At 58.8% G+C, this 19,766-nt stretch carries 20 protein-coding genes; all 20 read left to right on the plus strand.

The features are described from left to right. Positions 1-7 precede the first annotated feature (7 nt). Positions 8-508, plus strand: coding sequence for a terminase small subunit-like protein (locus AC1DYF_RS00595; protein ID WP_477874154.1), 501 nt, complete (start codon positions 8-10; stop codon positions 506-508). Continuing rightward, the gene (locus tag AC1DYF_RS00600) at positions 480-1,778 is read left to right on the plus strand and encodes a PBSX family phage terminase large subunit (protein WP_477874156.1); all 1,299 of its coding nucleotides are present in this window, start codon (positions 480-482) and stop codon (positions 1,776-1,778) included. The genes AC1DYF_RS00595 and AC1DYF_RS00600 overlap by 29 nt, the downstream gene beginning before the upstream one ends. 31 nt (positions 1,779-1,809) lie before the next feature. After that, positions 1,810-3,879, plus strand: a complete 2,070-nt coding sequence (locus AC1DYF_RS00605) for a portal protein (protein WP_477874158.1) — start codon at positions 1,810-1,812, stop codon at positions 3,877-3,879. Between the two features lie 254 nt (positions 3,880-4,133). Beyond that, the gene (locus AC1DYF_RS00610; RefSeq protein ID WP_477874160.1) at positions 4,134-4,646 is read left to right on the plus strand and encodes a hypothetical protein; all 513 of its coding nucleotides are present in this window, start codon (positions 4,134-4,136) and stop codon (positions 4,644-4,646) included. 217 nt (positions 4,647-4,863) lie between these two features. Next, on the plus strand, positions 4,864-5,097 hold the full coding sequence (locus tag AC1DYF_RS00615; RefSeq protein ID WP_477874161.1) for a hypothetical protein: 234 nt from the start codon (positions 4,864-4,866) through the stop codon (positions 5,095-5,097). Between the two features lie 29 nt (positions 5,098-5,126). Beyond that, entirely contained in the window at positions 5,127-6,128 is a 1,002-nt protein-coding gene (locus AC1DYF_RS00620; RefSeq protein WP_477874163.1) for a hypothetical protein, read from the plus strand. A gap of 40 nt (positions 6,129-6,168) precedes the next feature. Next, a complete protein-coding gene (locus tag AC1DYF_RS00625) occupies positions 6,169-7,164 on the plus strand; it encodes a DUF5309 domain-containing protein (RefSeq protein ID WP_477874165.1) in 996 nt (331 codons plus the stop codon). A 12-nt stretch (positions 7,165-7,176) separates the two neighbouring features. Further along, entirely contained in the window at positions 7,177-7,605 is a 429-nt protein-coding gene (locus AC1DYF_RS00630; protein ID WP_477874167.1) for a hypothetical protein, read from the plus strand. A 103-nt stretch (positions 7,606-7,708) separates the two neighbouring features. Then, positions 7,709-8,251 carry an HNH endonuclease gene (locus tag AC1DYF_RS00635; protein ID WP_477874168.1) on the plus strand — a complete coding sequence of 181 codons (543 nt, stop codon included), beginning with the start codon at positions 7,709-7,711 and terminating at the stop codon, positions 8,249-8,251. 28 nt (positions 8,252-8,279) lie between these two features. After that, on the plus strand, positions 8,280-8,576 hold the full coding sequence (locus AC1DYF_RS00640; RefSeq protein WP_477874170.1) for a hypothetical protein: 297 nt from the start codon (positions 8,280-8,282) through the stop codon (positions 8,574-8,576). Further along, complete coding sequence (locus AC1DYF_RS00645; protein ID WP_477874172.1) at positions 8,573-8,899, plus strand: hypothetical protein; 327 nt, start codon at positions 8,573-8,575, stop codon at positions 8,897-8,899. The genes AC1DYF_RS00640 and AC1DYF_RS00645 overlap by 4 nt, the downstream gene beginning before the upstream one ends. A gap of 327 nt (positions 8,900-9,226) precedes the next feature. Next, positions 9,227-9,448, plus strand: a complete 222-nt coding sequence (locus AC1DYF_RS00650; RefSeq protein ID WP_477874174.1) for a hypothetical protein — start codon at positions 9,227-9,229, stop codon at positions 9,446-9,448. Then, the gene (locus tag AC1DYF_RS00655) at positions 9,448-10,050 is read left to right on the plus strand and encodes a phage adaptor protein (RefSeq protein ID WP_477874176.1); all 603 of its coding nucleotides are present in this window, start codon (positions 9,448-9,450) and stop codon (positions 10,048-10,050) included. Before AC1DYF_RS00650 ends, AC1DYF_RS00655 begins: the two co-directional genes overlap by 1 nt. Before the next feature lie 58 nt (positions 10,051-10,108). Next, the gene (locus AC1DYF_RS00660) at positions 10,109-10,708 is read left to right on the plus strand and encodes a phage adaptor protein (RefSeq protein ID WP_477874178.1); all 600 of its coding nucleotides are present in this window, start codon (positions 10,109-10,111) and stop codon (positions 10,706-10,708) included. Then, the gene (locus AC1DYF_RS00665; protein WP_477874180.1) at positions 10,708-12,321 is read left to right on the plus strand and encodes a hypothetical protein; all 1,614 of its coding nucleotides are present in this window, start codon (positions 10,708-10,710) and stop codon (positions 12,319-12,321) included. Before AC1DYF_RS00660 ends, AC1DYF_RS00665 begins: the two co-directional genes overlap by 1 nt. Continuing rightward, a complete protein-coding gene (locus tag AC1DYF_RS00670) occupies positions 12,318-12,767 on the plus strand; it encodes a GNAT family N-acetyltransferase (protein ID WP_477874182.1) in 450 nt (149 codons plus the stop codon). The genes AC1DYF_RS00665 and AC1DYF_RS00670 overlap by 4 nt, the downstream gene beginning before the upstream one ends. 2 nt (positions 12,768-12,769) lie before the next feature. Then, complete coding sequence (locus AC1DYF_RS00675; protein WP_477874184.1) at positions 12,770-14,365, plus strand: tail fiber domain-containing protein; 1,596 nt, start codon at positions 12,770-12,772, stop codon at positions 14,363-14,365. A gap of 1 nt (position 14,366) precedes the next feature. Next, positions 14,367-14,651, plus strand: a complete 285-nt coding sequence (locus AC1DYF_RS00680) for a hypothetical protein (protein ID WP_477874186.1) — start codon at positions 14,367-14,369, stop codon at positions 14,649-14,651. Between the two features lies 1 nt (position 14,652). Next, entirely contained in the window at positions 14,653-17,298 is a 2,646-nt protein-coding gene (locus tag AC1DYF_RS00685) for a phage tail tip lysozyme (RefSeq protein WP_477874188.1), read from the plus strand. Beyond that, the gene (locus tag AC1DYF_RS00690) at positions 17,298-19,646 is read left to right on the plus strand and encodes a hypothetical protein (protein WP_477874190.1); all 2,349 of its coding nucleotides are present in this window, start codon (positions 17,298-17,300) and stop codon (positions 19,644-19,646) included. The genes AC1DYF_RS00685 and AC1DYF_RS00690 overlap by 1 nt, the downstream gene beginning before the upstream one ends. Positions 19,647-19,766: the final 120 nt, after the last annotated feature.

Below are 19,766 nucleotides of genomic sequence, written 5' to 3' on the forward strand. Positions count from 1 at the left end.
CAAGATAATGGCGGCAAGAACAGCCGGCCGAAAAGCTGGGCGGCCATCATCATATTCAGACGATGTCGCAACCGCCATCTGCCGGCGCATTGCTGATGGTGAAAGCCTACGGAAGATCTGCGAAACCGATGACATGCCGTCCAAGACGACGGTTATGGAATGGCTCGCATCTGATAAGCACGTTGATTTCCGCACCAAGTACGCCCGCGCGCGCGAACTCCAGGCTGACGCTCTCTTTGACGAGATGCTCGACATTGCCGACGATGGCTCGAACGATTGGATGGAGCGGAACTTCGGCGAGGACACGCGCTGGGTCGAAAACGGCGAAGCAATGCGGCGCTCCGATCTCCGGATCAAAACGCGTCAATGGATGGCCTCGAAACTGATGCCGAAGAAGTACGGGGAAAAAGTGACTTTGGCCGGCGATGCAGAAAATCCGGTTCGCATCATTGATCGCATTGAACTTGTCGCGGTGAAGAGTGGCAACGGCACAGATAAAGCTTCCTGAAAAGCTCCAATGGGTCTTTGACGGGGAGGCTGACGTCCGGGGCGCATGGGGCGGTCGTGGAAGCGCCAAGACACGCACGTTCGCCAAGATGACAGCAGTGCGGGCCTATATGTGGGACGCGGCGGGCAGGGCAGGGCAAATCCTCTGTGGTCGCCAGTTCATGAACTCGCTGGCCGATTCCTCGCTTGAGGAAATCAAGGAGGCGATCCGGTCGGAAAGCTGGCTCGAGCCGCATTTCGACATCGGTGAAAAGTACATCGCGACCAAATCGGGGCGCGTCTATTATTCCTTCGCTGGCTTGGATCGGTCGATTGACAGCATCAAGTCGAAGGCGCGCATTCTCCTCGGCTGGGTGGATGAAGCCGAGCCGGTGACGGAAACCGCGTGGCAGACGCTTATTCCGACGCTGCGTGAAGAAGACAGCGAATTGTGGGTGACGTGGAACCCACGCCGAAAGACGAGCGCCACGCATAAGCGGTTTAGAGAGACGACAGATCCGCGCTATCGCATTGTCGAGATGAACTGGCGGGATAACCCGTGGTTCCCGGCAAAACTTGAACGCGACCGCCAGCGCGACATGAAGGATCGCCCAGAACAGTATCCGCATATCTGGGAAGGCGATTTCGTCTCGGTGATCGAGGGGGCTTATTTCGCCAGGCATTTGCTCGACGCGAAGAACGAAGGCCGTATCGGGAATGTCGCCGCTGATGGGCTTATGCAGCGCCGGGCGTTTATCGACATCGGCGGGACAGGAGCAAAGGCAGACGCTTTTGCCATCTGGATTGCACAGTTCATCGGCAGAGAAATCCGTGTGTTGGATTATTATGAGGCTGTGGGCCAGCCGGCCTCGGCACATGTCGAATGGATGCGAAGCCGCGGTTATACGCCAGCACGCTGCGAGGTGATTCTGCCTCACGATGGCGAGACGCACGACAGGGTGCATGATGCTTCATACGAAGGATTTTTCCGCCAGGCTGGCTATTCGGTCTCGGTGATCCGCAATCAAGGTAAAGGCGCCGCGTCGAAGCGCATCGAGGCAGTGAGGCGCTTGTTTCCGTCGATCTGGTTCAATGAGGCAACGACAGACGCGGGGCGCGCCGCTTTGGGCTGGTACCACGAGAAGAAAGACGAAGAGCGCGGTGTAGGGCTTGGGCCGGATCACGACTGGTCTAGCCACGGTGCCGACGCGTTCGGGCTTATGTGCGTCGCCTATGAGGCACCGAAGGTCAAGGCGGACAATTGGGATTTCAAGTCAAGGAAGGTCGTCTGATGCGCAAGCCGAATGAAGGAACCGGCGTCTGATGGTCGACACCAATGAAGGCGTTGATAGCCCGGAACGCGGGACGATCTCCGCCCAGGTCTACGATATGGTCTCTGAGTGCGAGCGCTACCGTACCCAGATGTCAACCGATCGCAAGCGCGCCATGGAATACAGCGATGGCGAGATGAAAGACACGCCGGCCGACGAAAACCGGTCGCAGGTCGTGTCGCGTGACGTCCGCGCCGTCATCAAAAAGGTCAAGCCGTCGCTCGTCCGCACGATTTTGGGCAATGACAAGATAGTCGAATATCAGCCGGTGTCCGAAGGCGACGAATCCGGCGCCGAGCAGGCCACGGACTATGTGAACTACATCGTCATCCCGGAAAGCCTCGGTGACCAGGCGATCGAGGACGCGGCCGACGACGCGCTCCGCCTGCGCAATGGCATTATCCGTGTCTCGTGGCACAAAAAACGCTCGGTGAGCATTTCGAGGCATACGGGGCTTGATCAGGAAGCTGTGGTTCAGCTTGTCAGCGACGAGAACGTGACGGTGTTGGGCGCATCGCAGAGCGTCGAGCAAGTCGATACGCCGCAAGGCCCGCAACAAGTGCCAGTTTTCGACATCAAGATTCGCCGCGTCACAGAGACGGGGCAGACGAGACTTGAGGGCGTCGCGCCGGAAGAGTTCTTGATCCATCCCGACGCCTTGGACATCGACGACAGCCCGCTCGTCGGAATCAACAAGCGCATGCGGCGTTCCGAGCTCGTGGAAATGGGCTATGATCGCAAGCTGGTCGATGATCTGCCGACCGCTGGCACGAACACGCGCCAGGATGACGAGGAATTCGACCGCCGCCGTGATTGGGCGCATCGGGATAACCCCGTCGCCAAAGCCTCGCAGGAGGTGGAATACTACGAGCTTTACGCCCGGATTGATGAAGACGATGACGGCATAGCCGAGCTTCGCCGGATGGTTTATCTCGGTTCGATCATCGACAAGAACAAAGTCGAGGACGAAGAGACGGACGATGTGCCATTTGCCGATCTCGTCGTCGAGCGCCGGCCGCATCAGCGCGAGGGCAATTCGATCCCGGATGATGCCATGGAAATCCAGCGCATCAAGACGGTATTGCTGCGCCAGACGCTCGACAACATCTATTGGCAGAACAACCCTCAGCAGGCCGTGCAAGAGGGCACGATCATGAACCCCGAAGCCGTGCTGAACCCGAAGTTCGGTCAGCCTATCCGGATCGCTCAGGGCGTGAACGTCAACGAGGCAATCCAGGCCGTGCAGGTGCCGTTCGTCGCCGGCCAAGCGTTCAGCATGCTCGAATACCTGGACAACGAGCTGACCGATCGCACGGGCATTACAGACGCCTCCAGCGGGATTCCGCCGGACGCGCTGCAGAACATGACCGCGACTGCTTCTGCGCTTCTGGAGCAGGCCGGCATTGGGCAGACGGAACAGATGGTGCGGACATTCGCTCGCGGACTGAAGCGCCTCTTCGGCATCGTGCTCAGGACGATCATCAAGCACCAGGACAAGCCTAGGACGGTTCGGCTCCGCGGCCAGTGGGTGGAATTCGATCCGAGGCAATGGAATGCCATGATGGATTGCACCGTCAACACTGGCCTCGGCGCGGGCACCAGAGAGCGTGACGTCGCCATGATGACGTTTGTTGGGCAGCAACAGGAGAAGCTCATCGCCGCCTTCGGGCCACCGGGCCAAAACCCCTATATCACGCCCGACAATATCTGGAATTCGCTGTCTCGCGGCATCGACGCCGCCGGCCTGAAAACACCGGAGATGTATTTCACCAAGCCCGATCCGGCAAAACTCGCGCAAATGCAACAGCAGTCCGCAGCCAAGCCAGATCCAGCGATGGCGAAGGTGCAGCAGCAGGCCCAATCGGATCAAGCCAAGCTCGAACTGGAACAGCAGAAGGCGCAGACGGACGCTCAACTTGAGCAACAGCGCATCCAGCAGCAGGGCGCGCTGAAAATGCATCAGATCGAGACGGAAACCAATCTGAAGCAACAGGAAAATGTGGCGCAGATCATGACGCACCAGAATATCACGCCCGTGCGCTTCGGCGGGCAGCCAGGGTAGATGGCAAAGCGCCAAAATATCGTACTTTCCATGCGCGTCCCGCAAGACCGAGATGGGTGGCTTCAATCGCTCAGCAACTTTGGGATCGAGCCAAAACCGAATTGGGAGCGAAAGGATGCGGTGCTGGCGCTCTTAAGATGGGCCGGTGCGAACGTACTGGAAAATGAACCAGATATCAGGCGGTGATGCCTTGTTAAATTCCGCATCCAGCGGATAGGCGGCTGAGGCCGTCGCTTTCGTAAAGGACCACAATCATGACCATTGAATACAAGATCCGCGAAGTCACGCGCTACATCGTCACGCGCTTCGAAAACAGCAGCAAGGAAGTCGGCGAGTTCGACAACAAGGAACAGGCCTACGAGGTGGGAAACGCTATGGCTTTTGCTGAGCGCGAAAGACTCGGCTGGCCGCCCGGCGATGAGCGCATGATCTTCCCCGATCCGCACAGGAAAGAAGATCAGAAATATCATGTGGACGGCATTTCGACCGAAAGAACCACCGTCAGGTATGAGCGCGACCCAGGCGCGATGACCAGTGACCTCGTTTTCGCAAAGGCCGGAGAGCCAGTCACCACGCCGGACGGCAAGGTGATCTGCTATGTCAAAAACGATCTTCGTCGCCGTTACCCGATAATGAGCGGCGATTTCCACGAGTTCCAAGGCAATAACGAGCCATGGCGGCCGGGGATGCCAACAGACCCTCGTTGTGTTCGCGAGACGCGGATTGGTGGCATGCAAATCTGCATCAACGGCGAGTGGCGCCCATGACCGGCGAAGGGGTGAGGTTCTGAGCGATGAGGATCATCAAGCGCGAGGAACCTGTAGCGGATACACCATTGATTATCAGGATTGATGAATTCCTAGGTCTGATCAGGGATAGCCGGGAAGTGAAAATCCTACTGTGGGGATTTGCCGCCGGCATGTTTTGCATCGGTGCGTCAGTCGTGGCCGTTCTGTCATATCTCGGTTGGACGGACTGTCTTCAATGACGCCTGACGAAAAGCAGCGCGCCGCACAGGCGATCATCAGCGCACCTTTATTCAACATGCTTTGGGATGACCTTGAGGCGTCAGCAATCAATCGCTGCATCAACGCCAAACCCGAAGACCACGAGACACGTAGCGTGATGGCCGCCGAGGCCCGCGCGATCAGAAATTTCCGCGACAGGATCAAGAGCCTCGCTCAATCCACCGTCGAAGGAAAGAAGGCGCCGGCCTGATCCGGCAAAACCACTGAAGGAAAATATCCATGTCGACAGCAACCGCCAACACGGCCCCGGCCGTGAGCGATAGTGCCTCGCAAACCCTTTCTCTCGACGATGCAGCCGGCCTTGATTTCCACGATCCTGAAGAAGATCAGGACAACGGCGGAAATACATGGCGGCCGAACGCCGCTGGGGAAAAAGACGACTCCGCCAGCCTGGAAAAGGTTGCGGAAAGCCTTTCCGACGATGACGGCGAAGAGCCTGCTGGCGAGAACGAAGCCGCGGCCAACGAAGCCGACAAGCCAGAAGAACCGACCGACCCCGACCTAGCGCCCATCCTTCTCAAAGGCGGCGAGCAGGTCTCCCTCGGCGAGTTGAAACTCGGCTACATGCGGGACAAGGATTACAGACACAAGACGACGGCGGTTGCCACTGCGCGCAAATCGCTGGAGTCGACGGCAGCTCGCGTCCTCAAATCCGTGGACGCCGTCGCAGGATTTCTTGCACAGCAGCTTCCCGAAGAGCCTTCGCGTCATCTCGCGATGACAGATCCTCCAGAATATACGCGCCGCAAGGCGATGTTCGACGAGGGCGTCGAGCGCATACAGTCCATCCTGGCCTTCGCCAACGACACCAAAGCGGCGTCGAGCGAGATGAACCAGGAGAAGACACAGGAAGATCTGGCTCGCGAAAACGGTCTCCTGCTCGACGCATTCCCGGAACTCGAAAATCCCGAGGTGCGCCAGCAATTCTTCGCCGACGCTTTTAAAACGGGCGAAGAATTCGGGTTAACGCCCGATGAGATGGCCGGTTTCAACGACCACCGTTACTTCAAGGTGCTGCATTGGGCGAAAAAGGGGCTCGAAGCCGAAAAGGCCAAAGAGCAAGCCGAAATCGCCAAGCGCACGGCCTTGCAGAAGGTGGCCAATGCTCCGCCGCTCACGCCCAAGGCGAAGCAAACGGGCAAGCCCGCAGCGAATCGGGACGCGATGAGAAAGCTGTCAAACACCGGGTCGATCCACGATGCAATGAACATCGACTTCTGATCGGCCTTTGATCTGACACCCCCATCAAAGGAAAACAGCAATGGCTGTTATCACCAATACCTTCACGACTGCCAGTGCAGTCGGCAACCGAGAAGAGCTTTCGGACGTGGTGTCTCGCATCACGCCCGAAGACACCCCCATCTATTCCCTGATCGAAAAGGGCAAATGCGTCAGCATTCACCCGGAATGGGAAACCGACGATCTCGCCGCTCCTGGCGACAACGCCCACGAAGAAGGTGAAGACTACACCTTCGGACAGGTGACGCCGCCTGCACGCCTCGGCGACTACACCCAGATCGTGCGCAAGGACTGGATCATTTCCGGCACCCAGGAGGAAGTCTCCGAGGCCGGCAATGTGCAGAAGCGCAAATACCAACGCGCCAAGAAGGGCGTTGAAGTCCGCAAGGACGTCGAATATGCGATTGTGTCGAATACGGCTTCGGTCGGCGGCGCCACCCGTCGCCTCGGCGGCCTGCCGTCCTGGCTGATCACCAACGTCTCGCGCGGCGCTGCCGGCTCGAACGGCGGTTTCAGTTCTGGTTCCGGCCTGACGGTCGCAGCCACCAACGGCACGCAGCGCGCCTTCACCAAGCCCATCTTGGACAGCGTGATGCAGACGGGCTACAACTCCGGCGCCAACTTCACTTATGTCGTGGTCTCTCCCTATGTGAAGTCGGTCTTCGTCACCTTCATGTCGGACACCAACGTGGCGCAGTTCCGCTACGTCGTCTCCTCGGGCGGCCAGAAGAACGTGATCCAGGCTTCTGCGGATTACTACGAAGGCCCGTTCGGCAAGGTGATGATCATGCCCAACCGCGTCCAGGCGACAAATGCGGGTGTGGCGCGCAACGCCTTCTTCATTGATCCCGACTTCCTGTCGTTCGCGTGGCTCCGCAAGATCCAGGACGACAACGACATCGCCAAGACCGGCGACGCTGAGAAGGGCGTGATCATCGGTGAGGGCACCCTCAAGGTCAGCAACGAAAAAGGCCTCGGCGTCGCCGCGGACCTGTTCGGCCTGACTTCGGCATCGTAAGGAGACGCGCAAATGGATACCTACAAGCCTATTTCCATCACCGCGTCTGTGACGCTCGATCGCACCCGGCATATGGGTGCGCTCCTCGCCCTGAATGCTGCCGCCGGTCTTACCGTTACGCTGCCTGCGTCTTCCGGGTCCGGCGACAAGTTCGATTTCATCGTCGGTACCACCGTGACATCGAACAGCGACATCATCAAGGTCGCGAATTCGACCGACATCATGATCGGCAACTGCATCCAGTCGGCTGACTCCGGCTCGTCCGTCAATGGATGGGAAACCGGTGCGACCGATGACACGATCACCATGAACGGCACCACGACCGGCGGCGTCAAAGGAGACCGCATCACGCTTATCGATGCCATCTCTGGCTTCTGGGAAGTGGTCATGGTCGGGTCGGCAACCAATACCGAAGCAACGCCATTCTCGGCCACGGTGTAACGAAGATTCACATTGTCTTTTCAATGTGATATAAGATCGAAGCGGGCTCGGATTGCCGTCCTTGCCCGCTTCTAACCATAGCCCGAATATTGGAGATTCGAGGATGGCTGACAAAGCCCTACCACCGTGTGAACGGTTGCATCAACTATTCCATGTCGATTTCGAGACAGGAACGCTGATATGGAAACGGCGTCCAGAACGCGATTTCGCATCGCATGGCGATTTTCTCACCTGGAACATACGATTTGCGGGCAAACCGGCCTTCGCTACTGTCGATGGTCAAGGATATCTGCATGGCCGCATTGGCAGTTTTCGACCGAAAACCCATGCGGTTATCTGGTGCATGAAGCACGGGCGTTGGCCTAAGCAAATTGACCACATCAACGGCAACCGCGCAGACAACCGCCTAGAAAATTTGCGCGAAGTCACCGCTGTGCAAAACAACCGCAATCGAGCTCGGCCGTTTACAAACACGTCCGGCGTGATGGGTGTTGCTTTCCGCAAAGATAGCGGGAGATGGCGCGCTTTCATCAATGCCAATGGCCGGCGGGCCAATCTCGGGACGTTCGATCTCTTTGATGAGGCTGTAGCGGCTCGAAAAATGGCCGAGCGGACCGAAGGCTATCACCAAAACCACGGGCGTTAAGGCGTCGAAACTCGAAAGGACATCTAAAATGGACGACAATCTCAGGTCCCAGGCCGAAAGCCTCGGCGTCACTGTCGATGGCCGCTGGTCGGACGCGCGGCTTCAGCAGGAAATCGACAACGCACTTGCCGCGCCTGCGGACGCTCCGGCCCCCAATCCGGCACAGTCTGGTGTTCCGGTGAAGCTTCTCTATGACACATGGCTGGAAGCTGATGTCCGTACGCCAGCCGGTCAAGTGGTCCATGTCGACATCGCCACCGCCCGCCGCATCATTGGCGAGGGGAAAGCGGAGCGCGCCGACCCCATGCCAGGCGAGGCTGCATGATAATCCGCGACGGTGCTTGGACCCTGTTCGACTACGATTTCCCGACAGGACGCCAAGTCTGGCACATGACAGACGACAGCGGCAATGACGTTTACAGGACCGATTACCGCGTGGATGACCTGATCAATGTGAACCAGCAGCAGCGCAACATGGCTTCGGCCGGATGGGCGGGGGATTGGCACCATGTCGCCTCTGTCCCGCTCAATGTCGCATTCGACAGTGGGATTGCTCGGGCTCATGCCGAGGGCGACCACGCGTTCGTCAACCGGTTCCTAAATGACAGCGAGAACAGGGCATGGCGAACGAAGAGCGGGAACCTGTAATGATTTCGAGCGACCGGCGGCTTGCCTTCTCACGTCGGCGCAGCGCCCCCACGGACGAAATCCGCCGGCTATGGGACGATGAGATGCGATATGCGCAGGAAGCTTGCTTTCGTGACGCTGATGCTCTCGTTGCCGCAGTTGGGGCTCGATCCTGATGCCTCTACCTCCTGACGTTAAAGCCGAGATCGAGCAGCTAGAGCGCATGCGTCCGGACCCTGTCAGCAACCCTGAAGGCTTTCGGGAGGTGACCGACCAGATCACGCGCCTCATCGATCGTTCGCGTCAAATCCAGGCACTGGAAAAGCAGCCGCGGAAAGGCTTCATCTGATGCCGTATCTGCCGATCATCACGGCGCCGGGCGAGGGCTTCCTCTACGAGTTCGGCCGCCGGCCTGAAGCGCCGATCCGCATCTATCCCGATCGGTGGATCGAAGACGATGGCGTTTTCACGCCCTGCAACGGGCGCCGGAAGCTGATGCGCCTCGGCAAGCGGGAGTTCCGAGATCTGAAGCGCCTGTTAAAGCGAAGCCGTGCGGAAGGGCGCTCCTGATGTCAGCTATTTCAGACTACGCCTCTTTGCTCCTTGACGCCGCAGAATATTCCCAGCGCTCGAATATCGCCCACGTCTTCCCCCGTTACCTCGGCATGGCCGAATTGAAGCTCAACCGCGCGCTTCGTGTCGCTGATATGGAAGTCGTCGGCACCGTTACGATCACATCCGGAGACGGTACGCTGCCGGCCGATCTCTTGGAAGTGCGCGAATTCCGATCGCCGACGAATATCCCGCTCCGGGCCATGAGCCTGCAGCAACTGACGAATGCCTATCGTGACCAGTCCGGCACGCCGCGGGGCTATGCGGTTGTGGGCTCGACAGTCAAAGTGCGGCCGACCGCAGACGGCGATTGCCAGGTCACATACTACGGCAAGATCCCCGCGCTGACGCCAAGCAATCCGACGAATTGGCTGCTCACGAAGGCGCCGGATGTTTATCTCTATGCTGTCGTGGCTGAAATCTCGATCGCGGCAGGAGACGCGGCCAAGACGCAAGGCGCGATGCAATTGATGAGCATGGCGTTGCAGGGCTTGCAGGTCGATGACGAACGCAGACGCTGGGGTAATTCCCAGATGGTCGTTGGTGGCATCACGCCATAGTCAAGGATGCAAATAGGAACCGTTCGATGACATCTATTTGCACCCCGGAGAGATTTGAATGACGTTGCTTTCCGCTGCCAACGAAGTCTGTGACGTTGTCTCGCTCGACAGATTTGCATCTCTGGTCGGCGTGAATGACGAAGCGGCCTACAACATGCTGGCAATCGCCAATGAGGCAGGCCAAGAGATCGCGCGGCGGGCCGATTGGCAGGCGCTGCTGGCCACACAGAGTGTTGTGTCGTCTCCGCTGACACTGCCAACCGACTTCCAGCGCGTCGCGTCTGCCGGCGCTGTGCGGGCATCTGATGGCTCTCCAATCCGGCCGGTCACTGATGCCGGGCAATGGGCTGTCGTGCTTCAGGTGCCGTCAACGACCGCGTTCTATTTCATCAAGGCCGGGCAAGTGCTGTTTTCGCCCGCGTCGGCGGCTGTCGGCGCCAGCGTGGATTACTTCTCGCGCAAATGGGCGCTTGCGAGTTCGACGCCGATCGAGGCCTTCACGGCCGATGACAATACCGTGCGGTTCCCCGAGCGGCTGCTCATCAAGAATATGATCTGGCGCTGGAAACGGCAAAAAGGCTTGGCCTACGACGATTCATTGGCCGAATTCGAGGCCGACATGGCCCAGGAAATTGCCGCGGACGGGGGCGTAATGTAATGCTGAACCCGCGTCCAGGTCGCGTTGGCCAGAGCAACCGAGGCCCCGTCACTGTCGGCCAGCAGCAGGTTTCGCAGCCGATGGTATTCCCAGCGCCGATCGGTGGGCTTGTCACGAATGTGGACATCGCTTCCGAGGCTGCTGGCAACGCTTCGGTGCTCACGAATTGGTTCCCGACGCAGACAGGCATCAAGATCCGCGGCGGCTGCCAGAAGCACGGCATCGCGGCCGGCGGCGCGGCGATTGTGCGGTTGCTGCGATACAAATATGGCTCGGTCGAGAAAATATTCGCCACCACGGCAACGGCTATCTTCGACATGACATCGCCTGTTGCGCCGCCATCGACCGTGACAGCGACCGTGACAGGCCTAACCAGCGGCGATTGGAGCGCATTCCAGCACACCAACACCGGCGGATCATACCTCATCTGCACCAATGGCGCCGATACGCGCCGCATCTTCGATGGGACCAATTGGGTAACGACACCGGCAATCACATTCAGCGACTCCACCACGCAGGCCGATCTCAGTTATGGGTGGCTCTTCGCCAATCGAGAATTCTTCGTCAAAAAGAACTCGCTCGATGCGTATTATCTCGGTGTGGCGGCCATAGGTGGCGCCGCAACGCTCTTCCCGCTTGGCGGAACGATGAAGAAGGGCGGTTCGCTCTTGACGGGCTTCTCCTGGTCACTGGAAAGCGCCGGAACCGGGCCAACGGAATATTGCTGCTTCGTCACCACTGAAGGGGAAGTGGCCGTTTTCGCCGGCACGGACCCGTCCAGCGCTTCGACATTCGCTCTCCAGAACGTCTATCAGGTCTCAAAGCCGCTCGGCAAATCTGCTTGGTATAAGCAAGGCGGCGATGTCTTCATTTGCACCACCGATGGGCTTGAGCCGCTCTCTCAGGCGCTGACGCGCGGTGTCGAGACGCTTTCTCAGGTCTCCGCGTCGAAGAACATCGATGATCTGTGGCGCGCCGCAGCGCTGGAATCGCCCACCGGCTGGATTATCTCGCAATGGCTCGAACAGAGCCTTGTATTCGTCTCTTTCCCCGCCAGCCCGTCGTTTTCAGATCTGACCTTTGTGATGAATTCCATCACCGGCAAGTGGGCGACGATCCGGAATTGGAACGCGACGTGCTATGAACATTTCCAAGGCGCGCTGTTCTTCGGCTCCAGCGGCGGCAACGTGTTTCAGGGCGACGTGACCGGCGCCGACAACGGCTTGCCTTTCTTGGCCGCCTACCTCTCGGCTTTCCTGCCCAACAAGTTCGGGCAGCGCGTTTCGGCCGGGCTTGCGTCCATGAGGCTGATCAGCGCGACGCCGATTTCCGTCAAACTGTTCGCCAAAGCCGATTTCGTAACGGCTTATCCGACACCAGCCAATACCAATGAGGCCGAAACCGATTCCTCGACGTGGGACGGCGGCTTGTGGGACACCGCTGTGTGGGATTCGGCGCCTGGCCATGCGCTCTATCGCTTCCGACAGAATGTCCGCGCCTCCGGTGACTTCCTCGCCGTTGGCTGCGTCATCCAATCCGCTGGAACGCAGAAACTATCGATCACGGCCGATATTGCCATGCTGCAAACTGCAGTCGGGGAAGCAAGCGCTTGAACCTCATCTGGGGTGGCCCGCGCGCCGAGGAGATTAACGCAGCGCTGGTGCGGTTTGTCGGTGAGCGAACCAACGTGACCCGGGGATTTGGGCCTTGCGCTTCTCTCGGGGTTGCCGATGGCGGGGAGGTGGTCGCGGCCTGCATTTTTCACAACTGGCAGCCGGAACACGGCGTGATGGAACTTTCATGCGCAGCCGACAGCAAACTGTGGCTGACGCGTCCGGTGATCAACGCAATTTTCGGCTTTGTCTTCGATGAATGCGCCTGCCAGCTCGTGGTTCTCCGGGTTTCGGAGCGCAACACCAAAATGATCCGTATCGCGCGCCGGGTAGGTTTCAAGGAAACGCGGATCGAGCGGATGCGCGGCCGAGATGAGGCCGAATTGCTGTTTACGGCAACCGATGGCGACTGGCGCGGCCACAAAATGCACGACTGGAAGGAATAGACATGGGCGGATCAGCTCCAGAAGCACCAGACCCGAAGGTGACAGCCGCGGCACAGACGCAGACGAACCTGTCGACGGCGATCGGCAACACCTATCTCGGCAATATGAACCAGGTCACGCCCGACGGTACGCTGACTTATACCCAAACGGGGAAGAACTTCGTCAACGACCCGAACGGCCAGACATTTTACTACAATCCTGACGCCGATGGGCAAAAGTACGTCACCAATCCCGACCGCAAGGGGCAGGCGGGGTGGACGGAAGTTAACGGCTATCAAGTCCCGACCTTCACTGCGACAACGGCTCTTTCGCCCGAGCAGCAGAAGATCAAGGACCAAGAGAACGCCGCCTCTCTCAACCTCGCTACGCTGGCAAATCATCAGTCCGACCGGATCGACAACATTCTCGGCAAGTCGATCAACCTGAACAAGGCGCCGGACGCCTTCGACCCGACGAAGGTCCAAACCCCTGATTATCAGCAATATGGCGACGGCCCGAACCTCCAGGGCAAGATTGCGAATGCCGGCCAGATCCAGACCGACATCAAGGGGCAAGGCCCCATCGCCACGTCCTATGATTACAGCCCGGATACCCAGAAATATGCAGACGCCCTCATGGCGCGGCTCAATCCGCAACTGCAGCAGCAGTCCGACGCGCTCAACGCCAAGCTTGTCAATCAAGGCCTACAGCCTGGGTCGGAAGCCTATAACCGCGCCTTCCAGCAGCAGGGCCAGAACGAAAACGACGCTCGAATTGCCGCGATCCTCAACGCCGGCCAGGAGCAGTCGCGTGTCGCCGGCCTGAATCAGCAGGCAGCGCAATTCCAGAACGCAGGGCAGCAGCAGGCCTATGATCAGGCCATGGGCCGGGCCAACCTGAACAACACCGGACAGGCCCAGCAATACTCCCAGAACTCTAGCGACGCTTCGTTCCAGAACGCTGCCAAGGAGCAGGAATTCAACAACAAGACGCAGGCGATTTCCGGCAACAACACGCTCGCGGATCAGAAATACAATGCCCAGATGACCAAGGGCAACGCCATGGATCAGGCGCGCCAGCAGTATCTGAACGAGCAATACGCGAACCGCAATCAGAACATCAACGAAATCACATCGCTGATGAGCGGTGCCCAGGTGCAGAACCCCTCGTTCGTCAACACCAATGCGCAGACCATGCCGACAGTCGATTATGCCGGGCTGGTGAACCAGAACTATCAGAACAAGCTGGCGGCCTATAACGCAAGCCAGGCCGGGATTGGGCAGTTGCTCGGCGGCCTCGGCGGCCTCGCTGCGCTCATCCCCTCCGACAAGCGCGTGAAAAAGAACGTCGAAAAGGTCGGCAGCGTCAAGGGCATGGGCCTGTACGAATACGACTACAAGGGCAAGTTTGACGACGGCAAGAAGCATATCGGCGTCATGGCGCAGGAGGTCGAGGGCAAGAGGCCAGATGCGGTTGTGACCGGCGGCGACGGCGTCAAGCGCGTCAACTACGGAAAGCTGTTTGAGGCGGGTGGCAAGCCTTCGTCCGCTCACCCCAGCAAGAACCATACGGCGCCCAAAAACCAGAAATTCGGCAAGCTGTTCGCGGCAGGAGCATGACATGGGATTTTTGATATATCCGCAAAATACCGGACAGCCGCAACAGCAATTGACGCCCGACCAGCGGCGCGAGCAAATCCAGCAGCAGTTCGCACAGCAGATCCTCGGTCAGACGCCAACGACGACAGCCGGCGGCATGGGACAATTGGCGGCCGGGCTCGCGATGTGGCGCCAGCATCAGCAGGATCAGCCACAGAACCAGTTCCCGGACGCTCCGGGCGGAGCACAACCGGGGCTTATGACGAGAATAGGCAATTTCTTCGGAAATAATGGGGGCCTTTACTAAGATGGCACTCACCGGATTTTTATTTGGTGGCGAGACTGGCGAGACGCCCGAGAGCTTGGCCCGCAAGCGCGAAATCCAGGACCAGCTTGCCGCCCACCTCATGGGCCAGCAGCCGACCACGGCGCTTGGCGGCATTGGTGCCATCCTCGGTGATCTCGGGCTCGCCTATGCTCGTTATCGCGACAACAAGGCCGAGACTGCGGGCCGGAAATCGTTCGACGACGAATTCAGTTCGCATGTCCTCGGCAACCCGCTCAGTTCCGCCACGCCGATCATCCCGAACACCACGTCTGTTCCCAATGTTCCCGGCACGATGGAGAACGCGCGCAATGCTGATCGCTCTTCGACGCCTGGATATGCGCCGTCACCGTCGATGGCGAATCTCAATGGCAACGACATCTATAACGGCTTCATGAACACGGTGCAGGGCAACGTCAAAAACCCCTATGCCTTGGCCGCCATTGCCGCGACGGCCCAACATGAAAGTGCCTTTTCGCCGACGAATGCTAATCGGTCTTGGAACGATGGCAAGAACATGGCCGGCGGCATCATGTCGTGGAACGGTCCCCGCCTGAACAACCTCTATGCCTATGCGGCCTCGAAAGGCGAACGGCCCGGCAACATCAGCCCGCAGACGCAGGCCGAATTCTTCCTGCAGGAAAACCCGCAACTGACCGGTGCCCTCCAGAATGCGAAGAGCGTCGAGGAAGCGCAGCAACTCATGAACAATGCATGGGCGTTCAAGGGCTATAATCAGCCTGGAAATGCAGAAGCTACCGGCCGTTTGCGCTCTGCCCAGAACTTCCTGCCTCGGTTTCAGTCTCCCGACGCCTCCACGACAGGAGCCATCACGCCCACGCAGGCATCAACCGACACGACCGCACAGCCCGTCCAGGTCGCCGACAATTCCAATGCCCTGCCGGCGTCGACAAGCACGCAAACCACGCAACAGTCCAACAACCCATTGGCTGGCGTCGATCCGTATTGGATCAAGGTCTATAGCAGCCCATGGTCAAAGCCGGAGCAAAAGGCGATAGCCCAGCAGATGATCCAAAATCAGATGCAGGCGAACGACCCGATGCATCAGATGGAGTTGAAAAAGGGGCAGCTGGAGCTCAATGCGCTGGAGCACCCGAAGACAGCCCGCATGCTCACGGCGGACGAGAAATCCGCCGCCGGCCTGCCGAGCGATGGCGTTTACCAACAGGAGACAGATGGATCGATCAAGACGGTGCGTGAGCCGAATAAGCCAATGTCGGCTTGGACCAAGATGGACGATGGCCGGGTGCTCAACTCGGTTACGGGTGAAATTAAGGATCTACCGCCCGAGGCAAATCCGCAGGTTCCTGATGCAATCAAGGTTCTCAATGCAAGGGCCGACGCCGCCGGCCTGAAGCAGGGTAGCCCGGAGCGCGCTCAATTCATGCTCGACAACGGCGTTCCGCAGAAGCCGTCGTCTGACTGGACGAAACTCAACGATGGGCGCCTCTACAATCAGAAGACGGGTGAGATAAAAGACCTTCCTGTCAATCCGAACGAACCTATGCCTGACGCTGTCAGGGCTCTTGATGCGAGAGCAAAAGCCGCTGGATACCGCCCTGGGACGCCACAATATGAAGCCTTCATGGCTAATGCGGGCAATCCAGACAGTCAGATTGTGACCCCGAAGGATGGGTCAATCTTCCTGGTCAATAAGCAGACTGGGGAGAAGAAAACCGTTTATGGCGCGCAAGATCAGACACCGAATGCGTTCAAGGTTCTTGACGCCAGAGCAAAAGCTGCGGGATACCAGCCGGGCACGCCGGAATATCAGCAATTCATGGCGACCGGCGGCGCTCCAAGCCGGATTCCGCCAGATATCCAGGGCTATAACCTCTATACCCAGCAGGAGAAAGCCGCGGGGCGCACCCCTCTGGATTACACGCCTTGGCTTCAGCAAATGAAGAAGGCCGGGGCCAATACCAATAATCTGACGGTCGATCAGAAGGCTGAGAGCGCATTTGATAAAAAGGTTGCCGAAAAGCAGGCCGACGTATTCTCGACAATGTCGACTGAAGGCCTGAATTCTCGCTCGGATCTGGCGGTTATCGACCGTTTGAACTCGCTAATGAGCGGGCAGGGCGGCATGCTCACCGGCCTTTCGTCAAAGCTTGCCTCATGGGGAATTCCGGTCGAGGGCGCCGACGATTTGCAGGCTGCACAAGCACTCATCAACAAGCTCACCCCCTCGCAACGCGCGCCAGGCACCGGCACTCTGTCGGATCGGGATATCGAGATGTTCCGCGCCTCTCTCCCGAGCTTGTGGAACCAGCCGGGCGGCAATGAAAAGATTATCAGTGTCATGCGCGGTCTTGCCGATTACAAGCAAAAGCAGGGCGAAATTGCCGATATGGTCTTGGAAGGCGAAATGACTCGGCAGGAGGGGCGCCGTGCGCTTCGTGCGCTTCCGAATCCCCTAGCGGACTTCAATAAGGATGCCAGCAAACAGGCCCCGGACGATACGAACGGCCAACAGCCAGTCTTGACGCAGCCTGCATTGACGCAACCGGGGCAGACATCCGTTCAGCCAGTCATCCCAAATAACGCGACCCAAACCCAAACGCAGCCGTCAATCGACGATTTGCTGAAGAAATATGGCGGGCAGTAATGGCGACGATTGACCAGCTTTCTCAGGCCCTCGCGAATGCCGACAAGGCGGGGGACACTCAGGCGGCGAAGGCATTTGCCAATGAGATTATCCGCCTCCGCTCATTGCAGGCAGGCCCCGACACGACTAATACGCAGTCGTTAGCAGATCAAGTGGCCCAACCTGGAGATTTTGAATCCAGGCAACGCCAGTTGGTCCAGCGGGCGCAACAGACCGGCCAGAATTACGTCACGGCCGATGATTTGAATGGCCCCCCCGTCACTCCTGTGGTGGCGAATAAGCGCCAGCCGGTCGAAGGTTTCCGTGCTCAGCTTATGCAGCAGCATGACCCGACGTTATGGGCTGAGGCCCCCCAGGAGCAGCCAAAGGAAGCGACGCCGGCCCAAATTTGGGCAAAAACAAAGGCCGACAAAATAGATAAGAATATGCCAACTGACATGTTCAGCGATATGTCCAGGAGTGCGGAACGCGGCGTTCCGTTCGCCGACGAAATCTTGAGCGCGATGATGACGCCACTGCAAGCCAGCACTGATTGGTACAAGGGCGAAGGTTTTGATATCCCACGGGCCTTTGATCGCTCCTACGCCCTCGATCACGAGATGCAAGCGCGCCGGGATGCGCGTCATCCCATCGCCTCAACGGTGGGCGGAATTCTTGGCAGCGCAGTGCCCTTGGGAGCGGCCAGTAGGCTCGGATTTCTGGCGAAGGCTTCGAATACTGCGAGGGCAGCAAATGCGGCGCTGCCCCTGAAATCCATGATATTGCCGTCTGCTGCAGATGGTGCGATCATCAGCAGCGTTTACGGAGCGGGCGAAGGTGACAACCTCACCGACCGGGCGAAGAACGCCATCAAGAGCGCTATTCTCGGGGCTGGGATTGGCGCCGTGACGCCGCCATTGGTTGCGGGCGTCACTGGTGCCGTAAAAGGCATTGTGCGCCCTGTAGAGGCTCTATTCCGGCCTGAGAAATATACCCAGGAGGCGCTTGGGGCATACTTGCGGCGGGCTGGCATGGCTCCAGACGATGTAGCAAACGCGCTGGCGAACGCACATGCTGACAATCAAGGCATGTATACCATTGCCGACGCGCTTGGAAATACAGGCCGCCGCGCACTGGTTCCCGTCACGCGCACAGCGAATGACGCCCGTCAGGAAGTCGCTGATCAATTGACGAGCCGGCAGATGGACCAAGGGCGGCGTGTGGCCGCTGACCTTACCGATGCGTCCGGGACGCCACAGACAGCCCAGCAATATCAGCAGGCGTTGAGAGACGCTCGATCGACAGAGGCGGCGCGGAATTATCTTCCCGTCGAACAGGATACCACGCCAATCAATGTCAGCCCGGCTGTAGATGAGGCCAACAGGCGCATTTCTCCACAGGCGCAGTATCTCGCTGGCGTACGCGGTGACGTGCCGACTGATCTCGCGTCTCGCAGGCCTATTGAGGCGGCAGAAAGCCAGATCCGAGATCCGATCAGGGAAGCCGTGCGCCAAGCTCGCTCCTATCTAGCCAGCGACAATCTGACGGTTACCAACGTGGACAAGGCTTTCCGCGCAAAGACCAATATCGACCAGATGATCAATGATGCGACGAAAAATGGGCAGGGCGCGCAAGTCAACGCGTTAACTCCTGTTCGGGACGCTCTTGACGAGGCTCTTGCCAGGACTTCGCAGCAATATGCGGCGGCGCGCGATGCTTACCGCACTGCCTCACAGCGCGTCGACGCAGTTGATGTTGGGCGCCAGATGGAACGAGGCCGCACGCGCGTCCCCGACAATCTTGCTACATTTGCCGGACTGCCAGACGATGAGGCCCGCGCGGCGGCGCGTGTCGGCTATTTCGATCCCAAAATCGCCGCCGCTGAGTCGACAAAGGGAACAATGACCAACGCCGTCCGTCCGTTCACGTCGGAAAGCATGCGGCAGGAACTCCCCGCTTTCGCCTCTCCAGGCCAGGGCGATCAGTTGATGAGGCGTATAGGTCGAGAACAGAATATGTTCGAAACAACAAAAGAAGCGCTGGGCGGGTCGAAGACGGCAGACAACTTCGGCGATATGGCCGATATGTCGCAGTTTGATCCGGAAGTCATGTCCCGTCTCTTCCGCGGCGATTTTCTTGGTGCCGCTGCGCAAGGGGCAAAAGTCGGCCTAAACGTCGGCAAAGGGCTGCCTCCGCGTGTCGTGGAGCGCATTGGCCGCGCCTTGATGACAACCGATCCTGCGGCCGCACTAGCAACCCTGACACCGGCTCAAAATGGCCTGATGACGAAAGACGCGCTCCGTCACCTGCTTTCCAACGCCATTATTGGCGAGAGCCCTGACTGGATACGGAAGCAGGTTTGGCAGTAAACATCGGGTCGACTATTTTGTCTGCTGCCCATTTGAGCGGGAACGTCAGTCCCCAAACAACGATGATCGTCACCACGATCTGAATGACGAAATCTACAGGATCGACGTTGAAAATCGGCT

Source organism: Rhizobium sp. P2_G9, assembly GCF_056403475.1.

Coding starts and splice junctions, on each gene's coding strand:
- AC1DYF_RS00595 (WP_477874154.1), top strand. CDS start 8: ATGGCGGCAAGAACAGCCGGCCGAAAAGCTGGGCGGCCATCATCATAT.
- AC1DYF_RS00605 (WP_477874158.1), top strand. CDS start 1,810: ATGGTCGACACCAATGAAGGCGTTGATAGCCCGGAACGCGGGACGATC.
- AC1DYF_RS00610 (WP_477874160.1), top strand. CDS start 4,134: ATGACCATTGAATACAAGATCCGCGAAGTCACGCGCTACATCGTCACG.
- AC1DYF_RS00615 (WP_477874161.1), top strand. CDS start 4,864: ATGACGCCTGACGAAAAGCAGCGCGCCGCACAGGCGATCATCAGCGCA.
- AC1DYF_RS00620 (WP_477874163.1), top strand. CDS start 5,127: ATGTCGACAGCAACCGCCAACACGGCCCCGGCCGTGAGCGATAGTGCC.
- AC1DYF_RS00625 (WP_477874165.1), top strand. CDS start 6,169: ATGGCTGTTATCACCAATACCTTCACGACTGCCAGTGCAGTCGGCAAC.
- AC1DYF_RS00630 (WP_477874167.1), top strand. CDS start 7,177: ATGGATACCTACAAGCCTATTTCCATCACCGCGTCTGTGACGCTCGAT.
- AC1DYF_RS00635 (WP_477874168.1), top strand. CDS start 7,709: ATGGCTGACAAAGCCCTACCACCGTGTGAACGGTTGCATCAACTATTC.
- AC1DYF_RS00640 (WP_477874170.1), top strand. CDS start 8,280: ATGGACGACAATCTCAGGTCCCAGGCCGAAAGCCTCGGCGTCACTGTC.
- AC1DYF_RS00645 (WP_477874172.1), top strand. CDS start 8,573: ATGATAATCCGCGACGGTGCTTGGACCCTGTTCGACTACGATTTCCCG.
- AC1DYF_RS00650 (WP_477874174.1), top strand. CDS start 9,227: ATGCCGTATCTGCCGATCATCACGGCGCCGGGCGAGGGCTTCCTCTAC.
- AC1DYF_RS00655 (WP_477874176.1), top strand. CDS start 9,448: ATGTCAGCTATTTCAGACTACGCCTCTTTGCTCCTTGACGCCGCAGAA.
- AC1DYF_RS00660 (WP_477874178.1), top strand. CDS start 10,109: ATGACGTTGCTTTCCGCTGCCAACGAAGTCTGTGACGTTGTCTCGCTC.
- AC1DYF_RS00665 (WP_477874180.1), top strand. CDS start 10,708: ATGCTGAACCCGCGTCCAGGTCGCGTTGGCCAGAGCAACCGAGGCCCC.
- AC1DYF_RS00675 (WP_477874184.1), top strand. CDS start 12,770: ATGGGCGGATCAGCTCCAGAAGCACCAGACCCGAAGGTGACAGCCGCG.
- AC1DYF_RS00680 (WP_477874186.1), top strand. CDS start 14,367: ATGGGATTTTTGATATATCCGCAAAATACCGGACAGCCGCAACAGCAA.
- AC1DYF_RS00685 (WP_477874188.1), top strand. CDS start 14,653: ATGGCACTCACCGGATTTTTATTTGGTGGCGAGACTGGCGAGACGCCC.
- AC1DYF_RS00690 (WP_477874190.1), top strand. CDS start 17,298: ATGGCGACGATTGACCAGCTTTCTCAGGCCCTCGCGAATGCCGACAAG.